The sequence below is a fragment of the Kitasatospora sp. NPDC127060 genome (assembly GCF_042724935.1).
Lineage (GTDB): Bacteria > Actinomycetota > Actinomycetes > Streptomycetales > Streptomycetaceae > Kitasatospora.
The window spans coordinates 1-12,661 of sequence record NZ_JBHXEG010000015.1; the positions used below are offsets into that span (position 1 = coordinate 1).

At 74.1% G+C, this 12,661-nt stretch carries 14 protein-coding genes and 2 pseudogenes; 8 read left to right on the plus strand and 8 right to left on the minus strand.

From position 1 onward, the window contains the following. Nucleotides 1-56: 56 nt before the first annotated feature. Together ACFWIS_RS11510 and ACFWIS_RS11515 are read right to left on the minus strand one after the other, a co-directional pair. A complete protein-coding gene (locus ACFWIS_RS11510; protein WP_380454063.1) occupies nt 57-416 on the minus strand; it encodes a DoxX family protein in 360 nt (119 codons plus the stop codon). Then, entirely contained in the window at nt 413-946 is a 534-nt protein-coding gene (locus ACFWIS_RS11515; protein WP_380454069.1) for a cupin domain-containing protein, read from the minus strand. The genes ACFWIS_RS11510 and ACFWIS_RS11515 overlap by 4 nt, the downstream gene beginning before the upstream one ends. 105 nt (nt 947-1,051) lie before the next feature. On the opposite strand from ACFWIS_RS11515, the gene ACFWIS_RS11520 reads away from it, so the two are divergent. The 3 genes from ACFWIS_RS11520 to ACFWIS_RS11530 all read left to right on the plus strand — a co-directional run bounded on the left by ACFWIS_RS11520 (nt 1,052) and on the right by ACFWIS_RS11530 (nt 3,809). Then, complete coding sequence (locus ACFWIS_RS11520) at nt 1,052-1,924, plus strand: LysR family transcriptional regulator (RefSeq protein WP_380454061.1); 873 nt, start codon at nt 1,052-1,054, stop codon at nt 1,922-1,924. A 167-nt stretch (nt 1,925-2,091) separates the two neighbouring features. Further along, nucleotides 2,092-2,718, plus strand: a complete 627-nt coding sequence (locus ACFWIS_RS11525) for an AraC family transcriptional regulator (RefSeq protein WP_380454059.1) — start codon at nt 2,092-2,094, stop codon at nt 2,716-2,718. Nucleotides 2,719-2,825: 107 nt separating this feature from the next. After that, a complete protein-coding gene (locus ACFWIS_RS11530) occupies nt 2,826-3,809 on the plus strand; it encodes an aldo/keto reductase (RefSeq protein ID WP_380454057.1) in 984 nt (327 codons plus the stop codon). Between the two features lie 170 nt (nt 3,810-3,979). Here ACFWIS_RS11530 and ACFWIS_RS11535 read toward each other — a convergent pair whose 3' ends face one another. Next, complete coding sequence (locus ACFWIS_RS11535) at nt 3,980-4,489, minus strand: hypothetical protein (RefSeq protein WP_380454055.1); 510 nt, start codon at nt 4,487-4,489, stop codon at nt 3,980-3,982. 248 nt (nt 4,490-4,737) lie between these two features. Here ACFWIS_RS11535 and ACFWIS_RS11540 point away from each other — a divergent pair, with 248 nt between their 5' ends. The 3 genes from ACFWIS_RS11540 (at nt 4,738) to ACFWIS_RS11550 (ending at nt 7,563) form a co-directional block, all read left to right on the plus strand. After that, complete coding sequence (locus ACFWIS_RS11540) at nt 4,738-5,382, plus strand: PadR family transcriptional regulator (RefSeq protein ID WP_380454053.1); 645 nt, start codon at nt 4,738-4,740, stop codon at nt 5,380-5,382. Further along, entirely contained in the window at nt 5,375-6,910 is a 1,536-nt protein-coding gene (locus ACFWIS_RS11545) for an FAD-dependent monooxygenase (RefSeq protein WP_380454051.1), read from the plus strand. Before ACFWIS_RS11540 ends, ACFWIS_RS11545 begins: the two co-directional genes overlap by 8 nt. A gap of 500 nt (nt 6,911-7,410) precedes the next feature. Further along, the gene (locus tag ACFWIS_RS11550) at nt 7,411-7,563 is read left to right on the plus strand and encodes a hypothetical protein (protein ID WP_380454050.1); all 153 of its coding nucleotides are present in this window, start codon (nt 7,411-7,413) and stop codon (nt 7,561-7,563) included. Nucleotides 7,564-7,788: 225 nt separating this feature from the next. On the opposite strand, the pseudogene ACFWIS_RS11555 reads toward ACFWIS_RS11550, so the two are convergent. Further along, nucleotides 7,789-8,001 (minus strand): annotated as a pseudogene (locus ACFWIS_RS11555) (WHG domain-containing protein); the annotation flags it as partial. Between the two features lie 74 nt (nt 8,002-8,075). Here ACFWIS_RS11555 and ACFWIS_RS11560 point away from each other — a divergent pair. Beyond that, nucleotides 8,076-8,270, plus strand: a complete 195-nt coding sequence (locus ACFWIS_RS11560; RefSeq protein WP_380454048.1) for a hypothetical protein — start codon at nt 8,076-8,078, stop codon at nt 8,268-8,270. Between the two features lie 132 nt (nt 8,271-8,402). Here the strand turns inward: ACFWIS_RS11560 and ACFWIS_RS11565 are convergent. Further along, nucleotides 8,403-8,576 (minus strand): annotated as a pseudogene (locus ACFWIS_RS11565) (transposase); the annotation flags it as partial. A 72-nt stretch (nt 8,577-8,648) separates the two neighbouring features. Then, nucleotides 8,649-10,316, minus strand: a complete 1,668-nt coding sequence (locus tag ACFWIS_RS11570) for a DUF4157 domain-containing protein (RefSeq protein WP_380454046.1) — start codon at nt 10,314-10,316, stop codon at nt 8,649-8,651. 143 nt (nt 10,317-10,459) lie between these two features. Here ACFWIS_RS11570 and ACFWIS_RS11575 point away from each other — a divergent pair, with 143 nt between their 5' ends. Beyond that, nucleotides 10,460-10,591, plus strand: a complete 132-nt coding sequence (locus ACFWIS_RS11575) for a hypothetical protein (protein ID WP_380454044.1) — start codon at nt 10,460-10,462, stop codon at nt 10,589-10,591. A 35-nt stretch (nt 10,592-10,626) separates the two neighbouring features. On the opposite strand, the gene ACFWIS_RS11580 is transcribed toward ACFWIS_RS11575, so the two are convergent. Both ACFWIS_RS11580 and ACFWIS_RS11585 read right to left on the minus strand, forming a co-directional pair. Beyond that, on the minus strand, nt 10,627-11,490 hold the full coding sequence (locus tag ACFWIS_RS11580) for a serine hydrolase (protein WP_380454067.1): 864 nt from the start codon (nt 11,488-11,490) through the stop codon (nt 10,627-10,629). Nucleotides 11,491-11,591: 101 nt separating this feature from the next. Further along, nucleotides 11,592-12,539: a LysR family transcriptional regulator gene (locus tag ACFWIS_RS11585; protein ID WP_380454042.1), complete on the minus strand. Its 948-nt coding sequence runs from the start codon at nt 12,537-12,539 to the stop codon at nt 11,592-11,594. Nucleotides 12,540-12,661: the final 122 nt, after the last annotated feature.

A 12,661-nucleotide genomic window follows, 5' to 3' on the forward strand; every position in this document is an offset into this window, starting at 1 on the left:
CCACCGCGTGGTGGCGGGCCGACGCCCGTGCCGTCCGGCCTCCCGGTTGACCGGGCTCAGGGCCCGGCGGCCAGCCAGGCGGCCACGGCGGCGGCGATGACCAGGGCGGCGTTGAGGCCGAGCCGGCGGTCGCCACCGGTCAGGTGGACGGCGACCGCCCCACCCTGCAGCAGCACGAGGCCGATCGCCGCGGCCGGCGCCAACGCGGGCGCGATGCCGGTCAGCAGCGGCAGGAGCAGGCCCGCCGCGCCGAGCACCTCCACCACGCCCAGCGTCCTGACGGCGGCCGGCGGGACGCGGTCCACCCAGGCCATCATCGGCCGGAGCCGATCCGGGCTGCGGACGGTCTTCAGCGTGCCCGCGTAGCCGTAGAAGAGCGCCAGCGGTCCCGCGACGATCCAGTAGGCGAGACTCATTCGGCACCCGGGGCGGCGGTGGTCGCGGGCTCGGTCGCGTAGCGGCTCATCGCCTCGGTGTTCGCACGGGGCGTCAGCGGCCGGCCGGCGGCGAGCACCTCCGCGAGGTCACGGAAGTACTGCACGTACAGGTCGGGGGTGAACGTGCTGAGCAGGACGGCGGGTTGGTCGGTCCGGTTGGCGAAGGTGTGCGGGGCGCCGGGCGGGACGATCACGAGCGTGCCCGCTGCGGCGTCGTGGTCCTGCTCCCCGACGGTGAAGCGCACGGTGCCGGAGAGGACGTAGAAGCCCTCGTCGTGCTGGGCGTGGCGGTGCTGCGGCGGCCCTTCGGTGTGCGGGCCGAGCACGGACTCGGCGATCGCGAGGCGGTGCCCGGTGTGGCTGCCGTCCTCCAGGACGCGCATCCGCGTGGCGCCCAGCACGATCGTCTCGCCCTCGCCGGGGCGTACCAGGACGACGGCGGGGGTTGTGCCGGTTCCGGTGCCGCTCTCGGTGCCGGTTCCGGTGCCGCTCTCGGTGCCGTGTGCCATGTCTTCTGCGAGGTCTTCGGTCATGCCCACCACTCCACCGCCGGCGCCCACCGGGTGTCCAAGACCGGTCCCGCAGCGCCGATACCGGATGGGTATCGTGGCAGTGTGGAGCTACAGACCCTGCGCTATTTCGTCGCCGTCGCCGAGGAACTCCACTTCGGCCGGGCGGCCCACCGCCTGCACATGACCCAGCCGCCGCTGAGCCGGGCGATCAAGCGGCTGGAGACCGAGGTCGGGGCCCTGCTCTTCACCCGCTCCCCCGCCGGTGTCGCGCTCACCCCCGTGGGCGCGGTGCTGCTGGACGAGGCCCGGGGGCTGCTCGACCACGCCGACCGGCTCCGGGCCCGGGTGAGCGCGGCGGCCGGCGCCGCGACCGTCACCGTCGGCATCCTGGGCGACGGCACCGACCCGGGGATCTCCGACCTGGCCGCCGCCTTCCGCCGGCGGCACCCCGGCATCGACATCCGCGTCCGCGACACCGATCTGACCGACCCGACCTGCGGGCTGCGCGCCGGACTGGTCGACGTCGCCCTGACCCGGGCGCCGTTCGACGAGACCGCCCTGACGGTTCGTACGCTCCGGGCCGACCCGGTCGGCGTGGTCCTGCGCGCCGACGATCCGCTGGCCGGCCGCGACCGGCTGCGGCTGGCCGAGATGGACGACCGCCGCTGGTTCCGGTTCCCGCCGGGCACCGACCCCGGCTGGCAGTCCTACTGGCACGGCGGCATCCCGCGCGAGGGCCCGGTGGTGCGGGCCGTCCAGGAATGCCTGCAGGCTGTGCTCTGGAACGGCACCGTCGGCATGATGCCGCTCGGGCACGACCTGCCCGCGCCACTCGCCGTGGTGCCGCTGGCCGACATGGCACCGAGCCGGATGGTGGCGGCGTGGAACGAGGGCGACGGCAACCCGCTGATCCGCTCCCTGGTCGAGCTCGCGACGGCCGTCTACCGCCGCCGAGCAGCGTCGGCCACGGGTTGAACGCAGTTCCGTGACAAGGGAGTCGGGCGAGATCCCGGCCGGGCCCGCCCGCCTTCGCCCCGCCCCGGACCCCGAGGCTCCGATCCGAGCGGGAACACCGTGACACCGTTGCCCCCGACCGGCCGCTCCCAGGAGACTGGACGCCCGTACCGCACGGAGGAGTCGTGATGCAGGTAGCCGTGATCACCTTCGACGGGTTCAACGAACTCGACAGCTTCATCGCCTCGGCATTGATCAACCGCTGCCGCAGGGACGGCCTGGAGGCGTTCATCACCACACCGGCGCCGGTGGTCACCTCCATGAACGGCGTCGAAGTGACCGGGCAGCGCCCGATGGAGTTCGTGGCCGAGGCCGACGTCGTGCTGATCGGCAGCGGCGTGCGCACCCGCGATGTGGTCGCCGACGGCCGGACGCTCTCGCTGCTGCCGCTCGACCCCGCACGGCAGTTGATCGGCTCCCAGTGCTCCGGCGCCCTCGTCCTGGCCCACCTCGGACTGCTGGGCACCATGCCCGTCTGCACGGACCGGACGACCCGCCCCTTCGTCGAGGCCCGCGGACTCACCGTGCTGGACGCGCCGTTCCACGCCGAGGGGAACATCGCCACCGCCGGCGGCTGCCTGGCCTCCCAGTACCTCGCCACCTGGGTGATCACCCGGACCCTCGGGGCGGACGCCGCCCGCGCCGTCCTCGACTACGTGGCCCCGGTGGGCCAGAACCAGGAGACCGTCGACCGCGGCCTCCGGACCGTCGGCGCCACCCACGCCGTCCGCACGGGCGGGCCCGCCCTGCCCTGACCCTGACCCGGCCCTGAACCGGCCCAGACCCCGGCTGCGGAGCTGGTCGCGGAGCCGGTCGCGGGCCGGGGTAGGCGTCGCCCGGCGTGGCGTGAGAGGCTCGCGGCATGGAACAGCGCGTACTCGGCCGCACCGGCCGTCCCGTCTCGGTCGTCGGACTCGGCACCTGGCAGCTCGGCGCGGATTGGGGGGACGTCCGGGAGGAGGACGCCCTTGCTGTGCTGGACGCCTCCGTGGAGGCGGGTGTCACGCTCTTCGATACCGCCGACGTCTACGGCGACGGCCGCAGCGAGCGGCTGATCGGCCGCTACCGGAAGGAGCGCCCGGACGCGGAGGTGTTCGTCGCCACCAAGTTCGGCCGCCGGGTCGAGCAGCGGCCCGAGCACTACCGGCTCGCCAACTTCCGCGCCTGGGCGGACCGTTCACGGGCGAACCTGGGCGTTGAGCGGCTGGACCTGGTCCAGCTGCACTGCCCGCCGACGCCCGTCTACTCCTCCGACGAGGTGTTCGACGCCCTGGACACCCTGGTCGCGGAGGAGCGGATCGCCGCCTACGGGGTGAGCGTGGAGACGTGCGCGGAGGCGCTGACCGCGATCGCGCGCCCGGGCGTCGCGAGCGTGCAGATCATCCTGAACGCGTTCCGGCTCAAGCCGTTGGAGCGGGTGCTGCCCGCCGCCGAGGCGGCCGGGGTCGGGATCCTGGCGCGGGTGCCGCTCGCCTCGGGGCTGCTGTCGGGCCGTTACGGCCAGCAGACCGTCTTCGCCCCGGACGACCACCGCACCTACAACCGCCACGGCGAGGCCTTCGACCAGGGCGAGACCTTCTCCGGGGTGGACTTCGCGACGGGCGTCGAGGCGGCGGCGGAGTTCGCCGCGCTCGCGCCCGAGGGCGCGACGGCCGCCCAGACGGCGCTTCGCTGGATCATCCAGCAGCCGGGCGTGACGACGGTGATCCCCGGGGCCCGCAACGTCGAGCAGGCCCGGGCGAACGCGGCCGCCGCCGCGCTGGCGCCGCTGCCGCCGGCCACCCTCGACGCCGTCCGGGAGCTGTACGACCGCCGGATCCGGCCGCAGGTGCACGACCGCTGGTAGCCCGGGCCCGCCGCGCGGGCGAACGAACGGAGCAGGGGCGGCCCGAACACGGGCCGCCCCTTTTCCGTCACCGCTCCGCTCTCCCGGTCGGGCCGGACGGGCGGACGGGCGGACGGGCGGACGGGCGGACGGGCGGACGGGCGGACGATTTGCTCGCCCGCGGTGGGGCGTTACTGCCAGACGCGGTAGACCGCGTCGCGTGCCTGGCCGAGGTACTGCTGGTAGGTGCCGAGCTTCCAGGCCGCCCAGGAGGCCCACCCCCGGCCGGTGCCGTCGGTGTCGATCCTGAAGGCCTTGCGGGCCGACCAGCCCATGTCCTGCCAGTTCTCGGCGGTGACGACCTCGGCGTCGTGGTAGTGGACCTCGGGGTACCACCGCTCGTTGATCTGCCACGCGCCGAGGTCCTTGGTGCCCGGGTCGGGGTCGGTGGGCTGGTTGGTGTGGACGGCCAGCCGGTCGCAGCCGGACTCGGCCATGGCGATCGCGACGGCGTAGATCGCGTCGTCGTTGCGGCCCTCGCCGGACTTGTCCTTGGCGAAGCCGGCGAGTTGGGCCTCCCGGGCGCAGGCGTCGATGCCGCTCTGGTCCCCGGCGGCATGGGCGGTGAAGGTGGTCGAAGTGAGCGTGAGGGCCAGGGCGACGGCCGAACCGGTCAGCAGTGCGCGGGTTTTGCGGAGCACGAGTGTTCTCCCTTCGGCGCCGGCCCGGGTCGGGCCGGGTTCACGGAGGGACGCTAGGCGGCACGGGAAGACAGACGGTCAACGCGGGCGACGCGCGGTGCGGTCCCGGTACGCCAGAGGGGCCGGCGGGTCCGGCGGGTCCGGCGGGTGGGTGCCCCACGAAGGCCTTGCCCTCGACACTCCGGCTCCATATGCTCGGATCCGAGTGATCGATACCTAGTAGTCCACGCGTCGACCCACGGAGCCCCATGGCCACCCGTCAGCACCCCGCCACCGCCCAGCAGTCCCCGAAACGCCCCGCCAACGCCCTCGCCCTCGCCCTCCTCGGGCTGCTGCTGGAGCAGCCGATGCACCCCCACGCCATGGCCGGCGCACTGCGCGAGCGCGGCATGGAGCGCGCGTTCAAGCTCACCACCGGCTCGCTCTACGACACCGTCCGCGCGCTCGCCCGGGACGGCTGGATCGAGGCGGACGGCACCGAGCAGGTCGGCAACCGCCCGGCCCGCACCGTCTACCGCCACACCCCCGCCGGACGGGCCGGGTTCACCGACTGGCTCGACGAGCTGATCCGGCGGCCCTCCCCCGAGTACCCGCGGTTCCTCTCCGCCGTCGGCTACCTCGGCGCGCTGGGCCGCGACCGGGCGGCGGAGGCGCTGCGCGAGCGGGCCGCCGCCCTGCGGGAGAGCATCGCGCGGGACGCCGAGGGCTACCGCGCGGCCCGCGAGGAGCACGGCGCGCCGCGCCTGTTCGTCATCGAGGCCGAGTACGCCGCCGCCATGGCGCAGTCCGAGCTGGCCTGGGTGGAGCGCACCGCCGAGGAGATCGAGCGCGGGACGCTGACCTGGCCGGACCAGGAGTCCCGGGGCGGCCGGACGGGGGCGGACGATGAGTGACCACGCCACGGAGCCCGAGACCGTCGACGTCCTGGTGGTCGGCGCCGGGCCCGCCGGACTGGCCCTCGCCGGGGAGCTCGGGCGCGCCGGGGTACGGGCGCTGGTCCTGGAGCGGGAGCCCCAACCTCCCGGCCACTGCCGCGGGTTCAACCTCAACGCCCGGAGCCTGGAGCTGCTCGACCGCCGGGGCCTGGCCGACCGCTTCCTCGCCGAGGGACCGACCGTACCGACGACCGTGTTCGTCGGAGCCTCCCGGCTCGACCTCGCCGCCATGCGCGCGAAGCACCGCTACGTCCTGGGCATCCCCCAGACCCGGGTCGAGGAACTGCTCGCCGAGCGGGCCGTCGAATCGGGTGCCCGCCTGGTCCGCAGCCGACGCCTCACCGGGCTGCGGCAGGACGGTGCCGGTGTGACGGTCGAGGTCGACGGCGCGGACGGCCCGTCGACCGTGCGCTGCCGGTGGCTGGTCGGCTGCGACGGGGGCCGCAGCACCGTGCGCAGGGCGGCCGGGATCGGCTTCCCCGGGACGCCCGCCCGGAACTTCAGCCTGCTCGGCGACGTCGTGCTCGCCGACCCTTCGGCCGTCCCGTTCGGCCCCAACACCGGTCCCGGCGGCCGCTCGGTGTTCGCGATCCCGCGCCCCGGCTACGTCCGCCTCCTCACTGCCGACCCGGCGCCGCCCGCGGACCCGCACGAGCCGGTGTCGCTCGACTCCTTCCAGCGCGCGGTCGACGCCGCGCTGGGCCGCCGGGCCGAGATCGCCCAGGCCCAGTGGCTGACCCGGTTCGGCGACGCGGCCCGGCTCGCCGAGCGGTTCCGGGCCGGCCGGGTCCTGCTCGCCGGGGACGCCGCGCACATCCACCCCCCGGCCGGCGCCATCGGCGTCAACGCGGCCCTCGACGACGCCGTCAACCTCGGCTGGAAACTCGCCCTGGTGGCGCGCGGGCAGGCCCCGGACACGCTGCTCGACACCTACCACGACGAACGCCACGCGGCCGGCACCCGGCTGCTCCGCAACACCCGCGCCCAGGCCGTACTCGCCCGGGCGGACGGGAACGACGACGACGACCGGCTGGCGCCAGTCCGCGAACTCCTCGCCGAGCTCGCCGAATCCGCCGACACGGCAGGGCCGCTGGCCGAGGCGATCACCGGTGTCGCCACCCGCTACCCCGCCTCCGGCGACCCCGGACACCCCTGGGCAGGGCGGTTGGTGCCGGACCTCCCCCTCGGCCCGACCGGCCGGGACCGCCTCACCGCACTGCTGACCCGCACGCCCGGCGGCGCCCTGCTGCTCGACGGCACCACCCCGCACTCCGCCGCCCTCGCCACCGCCGCCCACCCCTGGGCGGACCGGGTCACCACCGCCCACACCCGCCCGGACACCCCGCACCGCGCCGACGCGATCCTGGTCCGCCCGGACGGGCACGCGGCCTGGATCGGCACGCCGACCACACCCGCCGACGTGGCGGCCGAGGAGCTACGGGCAAGCCTCACCCACTGGTTCGGGCCACCGGCGGCAACCGGCTGACGCGCGGCGCCGACTGCCGTCAACTACCGCCCCAGAGCGGAGGAACGGGCCGAGACGGCGGGCCGGAAGGATGGGGAAGTCCACCTGACAGCTGCGGTCGGCTCACGATCACCGGCCGGTGGCCACGGACCGGACATCCTCACGCCGACCATCCGCTGCCCGCCGGTCGGCGAGGGCCGCCCGGAGGGCCGCCCGGTCGTCAGCGGCCGGGGGGGCACCTGACCGAGCTGTCGCTCCACAGCAGGGAATCGGGCGGCCCCCGGTTCATCGGATCAGTCCCCCGGTACCTCCTGGGCCGGGGCGGGCCGCCGCACGCCACCGCAACGCCCCATGAGGTCCGGCTCGCTCGAACCGCGCGCCACCGCCGAGCTCTGCGGCGCCTACCGCCCGGGGAACTGGGCTACCCCTGGCGTAATCGGCCCGAGCTGGCGCTGCACACCCACGGCATCGCCCTCGGCCTCGGCCTGGACTGGCAACTGCCCGAGGTCACCAGCTACTACGTGCTCTCCTGGCTCTTCCCCGACGTCCCGGAGGAGCCGGACACCCACCCGGCGGACGTCCTGCCCCGGTGCACCGGGCACGGAGAGCTGAACGGCCGTCCGCGCACGTCCTCGTGGCACTGGCGGCCGGTCGGGCGCGAGTGGCAGGACTAGTCCAGGACTGGGGCGCGTATTCGGTTGTGATCAATTTGCGGGTTCCGTCCTCGCGGTTGCGCCTGATCCGGTAGGTAGACCGTGATGCGTGACCCGCATGCAATTGACGGACAGCGCGTGGGAGTTCATCGAGTCGCACCTGCCGATCGGCGCGTACGGCCCCTGCCCCGAACGGCTGCGCCAGCAGTTCGAGGGCGTCCTCACCCGAGCCGCGACCGGGCGCGTCTACGCCTCCGACCGGACGACGCCGCCGAGTTCGGCCCTGCGAAGCCTGCGGGCCGACTCGGGGGTCGCCCAGCCCCGCAGGGTGGCGTTGATCGTCGCACGGAACGCGGCCTGTCCCGTGGGGGCGTCGAGCGCCCCGGCCAGTTCGAGGGTCACGAGCCCGTGCAGGGCCACCCAGAGGGAGAGGGCGATGGTCGTCGCCCCGCCGTCGAGGACGGACTCGGCGACGCCCCGGTCGAGGCGGAGGCGGTGTCGGCACCTCGCAGGTCCGCCAGTGGGAGACCGCCGTGCTCGACGCCGACCCGGCGATCCAGCGCACCCAGTACATGCCGGGGGTCGGGCACCACCTGTGGAACGGGCTCGACGGCAACGACGAGTGGGTGGCGGCCGTCATCACCGCGTTCCTCCAGGACGCGCCGGCGCCGCTGCCGAACTACCCGACGCGGGAGGAGATCCCCGCTTTCCTGCGCGACCACAAGTGAGGTCTTACTCGGCGGCGCCGAGGGCGAGAACCGGCTTCCGGCCGATGCCGGAGGCCGGGCGGCTTGTGGCTCCACGGCGCGCATTTGGTCGTGATCAAGCGGCTCCAGTGAGGTCCTTGATCCAGATCATCGCGCCAAGGCACCGGACTCCCCGGGCGTCTCACGCCACTGGCTGCCGGTTTTGAAGTGCCAGATCACGCCCTCGAACTGCTGGCGCAGCCGTTCGGGATACGGGCCGTACTCGCCGACCGGCAGGTACGGCTCGATGAACTCCCACTCCGCATCAGATAGTTGCGCTCGCGTCACGAAACACGGTCTACCGGACCAGGTTGTGCCGAGAGGGCAACTTCCCAGAATGATCACCACCGAATACGTGCCCTAGTCCCCTCGAGTCGGTCCCTGGCCCGCCAGGATGTCGGCGAAAACGATCACGGTCGCGCTCTCGCCGTACTTCGCCGACTTCTCCTGCCGGAAATCGCCGCTCCGCACGAGGATCTGGCGGATGTGGATCTGGGTGCCGATGGGGAAGGTCATCTCCTCCTCGGACTGGTTGTTCCTGCCGAGCGCCCTTCCCCGGTGGTCCTCCGGGAGGCCGAACTCCCAGACGATCTCCTTGCCGGCCACGTACGTGTGGGTCAACGGATCGCCGTACGTGGTCGACAGGATGGCCGGCCACTCGATCGTCTGGTCGACCGGGACGTAGCCACCGTCCGGGTGGTTCTCCTGCTGCTTGAGGATGCCGCCGAACGACTCGAACATGTGCTTGCTGTCGCCCCGCATCACGTTGCCTTCCTCGTTCGCGCGGGGCGTCGCGAAGTCGTCCCACACGCCGTTGATCCGGGCGAAGATGTCGAAGGTGTCCGCGAGGTGCTTCTCGTCCCACGCCTCCGTGCTCTGCTCGTCCGCGTACCCCCGTGCCACCGCGATACTGCGCCACACGTCGAGCACCTCCCTCTCCTTCGACTTGTAGGAGAAGCCGGGGGCGGCGATCTCGCCCGGGGCGAAGCCGACCTGCCCGAGGGCCGCGAGGAGCGGGTTGATCCGGCGGTAGTCGGCGCTGAGGTAGTTCTCGCCGAGGTCGAGGTCCTTCTGCTTCTGCTTGGCCGCGAGGACCGCCGGGTCCAACTCCGCGGCGCGAGCCGCTTCGTACTCCGCGCGGGACGCCTCCTGCCCCTCGACCGTCCCCCACGACTTGTCCTTGAGGGACGCCCGGGGCTTCTTGCCGTCCGCGCCCGCGGAGATCAGATAGGACCCGAAGGAGAAACCGAGGATCGAATGCCCCTCGATGTCCTTCTCGTCCGTGTGCTTGACGACCTGGGTCCCCTTCGGGAGGCCGGCCGCGAGGGTGCGCTGCACGGGCTCCTTTGCCGCACCGGCCGTCCCGGTCTCGGGGCCGTCCGACCGCTGCGGGCCGGAGGTCGCCCGGGGGGCCGGACGGCTCATCACCGCGCGGGCGTTGGCCTCGGCCTCGCGCTCGAAGCGGTCGGAGGGGTCGGAGACCTTCAGCCCGTTGCCGTGGTCGGTACCGCTGACCGGTCCCTGGCGCTGCTGGATGACGTGGGTGAGCTCGTGGGCGAGGGTGTGCGCGTCGCCCCCGCCCGCGGCGATGACGACGTGGTTGCCGGAGGTGTAGGCACGTGCGCCGACCTCGGCGGCGGAGGCGTTCGCGGCACTGCCGGTGTGGAGGCGTACGTCGGAGAAGTCGGCGCCGAGGCGGGACTCCATGTCCGTACGGGTGGCCTGGTCCAGGGGCCGGCCGGGGCTGCGCAGGACGTCGTGGACGGAGGAGCGCTGGACGGCGGCAGCCGCAGCACGCGGGACGGCGGGGTCCCTGACGCCCCCGTGGCCGCAGCCGTCCCCGTGCCGGTGCTCCTCCTCGTCCAGTCCGTGCCCTGCCCTGCGAAGCATCTGGACGACCGCCGCGTTGCCCACGGTGCCCTGCAGGGCGAGGAGTCCGGGCCGTGGGCGCCCGGCCGTGGCGGGCGCGTGCCTCGCCTCCCGGCCGGCCTTGGCCCCGGTGGCTTTCTCGTTCTCCCGCTCACGCATCGGGCTCCGCCCCTCCTGGGATCGTCGGCAACGTTCCATTCAACCCAACGGCCGGGGCGCGGCGGAAGGTACTTGAGGGCAGAGCGCGGGTGCCCTGCGACGGTCTCCTGTGGCACTTCCGTGCAGGTGGCCGATGACAGGGTGTGGACGAACCGTTCCGGCGCGGTCGGCTGGAACCACCGCGCCGAGGCATCGCCACCCGCTACGAGAAGACCGCCGCCATCCACCTGGCCGGACTCCACATCGCAGGCACCTTCCTCAGGTCCGCCTGGTGATCCGAACGAAAACGCCTTGGTCCCGTCCGGCCCGCTCAGCCCCTCCCGGCCGCTGCCGCCTGTGCCCGGAGGGCGTCGACGGCGAGGCGGGCGGTGGTTCCGATGGCGGCGTCGGCAGCGGGCAGGGTGATGGTGGTGGCGGCGGCCCGGGTGAAGACGGCGACGGCGTAGCGGCCGCCATCGGGGTACTCGACGACGCCGACCTCGTGGCGCAGCGTGGGGAGGGTGCCGGTCTTGCCGTGGACGCGGACGTCGTCGAAGGGGAAGCCGGAGGCCAGGCGGTGCGGCCAGACCTGGAGGCCGAGGAGGCGTCGCAGGGCGGCGCCGTGCTCGCCGGGGCAGGCGTCGCCGTGCCAGAGGGCGGCGAGCAGGGTGGTCATGTCGCGGGGGGTGCTGTGGTTGGTGAAGGCGGGGTCGAGAACCCTGAGGCGGGCGACCACGGCCGGGTCCACCGGGGAGTCCGGGCCGGTGTCCTCGGCGAGGGCGGCGATGAGGTCGCGGAGCTTGTGGACGGCGAGGGTGCGGCTCAGGCCGAGGTCGGCCATGGTCCGGTTGACGGTGTCGAGACCGATCTCGTCCCACAGGACGTCGGCGGCGGTGTTGTCGCTGACGGCCACGGTGAGGTAGGCGAGGTCGCGCAGGGAGAGGCGGGCGGCGTCGAGCATGGCGGCGAGGCCGGTCCTTCCGGGGGTGCGGCCGGTGGCGGGGACGTCGACCTGCCGGGTCAGGTCGATCCGTCCGGCGGCGGCCTCGCGGTACAGCGTCACGAGCAGGCAGACCTTGTGGACGCTGGCGGTGCTGGCGGCGGTGTCGGCGCCGAGGCCGATCTCGGCGCCGGTGTCGAGGTCGCGCGCGTGCAGCTGGCCGGTGACGCCCGCGTCGGCGAAGGCCGCGGCGATGCGGGTGCGCGCGGCCCGGCTCTGCGGGGTCCGGGCAGCAGCCGTGCGGTCGTTGGCCGTACGGTCGGCAGCCGTGCGGTCGGCTCTCGTGCGGTCGCTGGTCACAGCGGGAACTCCATTGCGGGCCGGGGGTAGAGCGGGCGGTTGGGCGGCTGGGGCAGCAGGCCGCCCGGTCCGGTCAGCGCCGCGTGGGCGGCCTCCGCGAACAGCCTGACGGCGGGCCCGCCCCGCCCGGCCGGCCAGGCCGTGGAGGTCCGCCAGGCCAGCGGGGTGCCGGTGAGCGGACGCCAGACTGTACCCGGCGGTGGCGCGGTGCGCGGCACCAGGGCGACGGCGCTGCCGGTGAGCACGAGCGCGCCCGCGACGTCCGGTCCCGGCGGGTCGACGACGGCCTCGGGGGTGCAGCCGTGCCTGGTCAGCGTGGTGAGCACCTCGTCGTACAGGGCCGGGGCGTTGGCGCGCGGCGGGAGGACCAGGCGCAGGCCGGTCAGTTCGGCCACCGCTAGCTCCGGGCTGTCGGCGTACGGGCTGCGGGCGGCGAGCAGGACGCCGAGCGGCTGGTGCAAGACGGGGCCGAAGGCCAGTCCGTCGGCCGGGCAGGGGTGGCGGACGACGGCGACGTCGACGGTGTGCTGGGCGAGTTCGCGCACCACGGCCGCGACCGGCAACTCCCGCAGTTCGAGCCGGGTGCCCGGGGAGGCGGTCTCGAAGCCGGTGAGCAGCGCGGCCAGGGCGGCCGGCCCGAGCTCGGGCGGGACGGCCGCGCGCAGGGTGCCGGCCCGTCCGGTGCGCAGGTCGGCGGCGGTGGCGAGGAGCCGGGCGGCGCTGTCCAGCGTCTCCTCCGCCTCGGCGAGCAGCACCCGGCCCGCCGGGGTGAGGTCGACCCCGCGCGGGCCGCGGTCGAACAGGGTCACCCCGAGTTCGCGTTCGAGGCGCTGGATCCGCTGGGAGAGCGAGGGCTGGGCGATCCTCAGGCGCTCGGCGGCGCGGCCGAAGTGCCGCTCCTCGGCGACGGCGCGGAAGTGGCGGAGGTGCCCCAGCAGGTCCATGGCCAGCAATCATAGGCGTTTTCTTATCGCCCACTTCACGATTCAGGTCTTGGACTGGGAAGGCGGCGGCCTGTTTAGCTGAGCGCGACGGCGCGACCACGCCGGCACGAACACGACGGCAA